The 754-nt window shown below is 50.5% G+C and carries 2 protein-coding genes; both read right to left on the bottom strand.

The features are described 5' to 3' along the window. Positions 1-380, bottom strand: a 380-nt coding sequence (locus AB4513_RS24695; RefSeq protein ID WP_170962744.1) for a transposase zinc-binding domain-containing protein, incomplete at its 3' end; no start/stop codon positions are given. Continuing rightward, on the bottom strand, positions 377-754 hold a 378-nt coding region (locus AB4513_RS24700; RefSeq protein WP_136975511.1), incomplete at its 5' end, for a tyrosine-type recombinase/integrase. The genes AB4513_RS24700 and AB4513_RS24695, both read right to left, overlap by 4 nt.

Here is a 754-nt window from a genome sequence, read left to right on the forward strand (position 1 = left end):
TCCTTTAAAACCCCCGACGCAACCTTAAACATACCGTTATATGTCGCTTTAGGTTGATGCCTTGCTAAAACCCTTAGTTGATACGGTAAAGTGAAGGTCACCATGAAATAGTGAACAGGCAACCGCTTTTGCTGCTGACGTTGTAGCCAGTCAGAAGTGGTGCGTTGTTGGCATTGAGGGCAGTGTCGATGACCACAAGAAAGCGGTAATCGATCGCCTTGATGGCAGTGGCTGCAGAACCACTGTGAGCGACCTTGTTGCTCTGTTTTACAACGCAGCATCGCACCAATGGCCCGATGCATATCGCCATTCATCTGCGCATAATAGTGACGCTTAATCGCAGAATGATGTTGGCGAAGCAGTTCAATAAAGGTACTCATGTAATGCTCCCCGTTAAGTCTAGAGCATCAGTTAAATGGTTGATGGCCATTGCCGCATCACGTTGCTTTATCTGAGTCATTCGGGTGTAACGGGCCGTGGTATTAAGGCTTGCGTGACCCAGCAGCGTTTGCAGTGAACGCAGGTCAAGCCCTTGCTCAAGCAAGTGCGTTGCAAAGCAGTGTCTGAGAGAGTGGGGACTCGCGTGTTTTTGGATGTCACACTCTTTGAGCACAAGCTTCATGGTTTTTTGAATGCCGCCTCTGTCCATCGGTGCGTCGTCACCTTTTCCAAGCCCGGGAAACAGCAAGCGAGGGTGCTTGTGGCTGAGCCAGTGTGTGCGGAGTGCCTTAAGTGTTCGCAGAGGAAGCGGCAC

Origin of the sequence: Vibrio sp. 10N.222.54.E6, assembly GCF_041473955.1 — a bacterium.
Classification (GTDB): Bacteria; Pseudomonadota; Gammaproteobacteria; order Enterobacterales; family Vibrionaceae; genus Vibrio; species Vibrio tasmaniensis_A.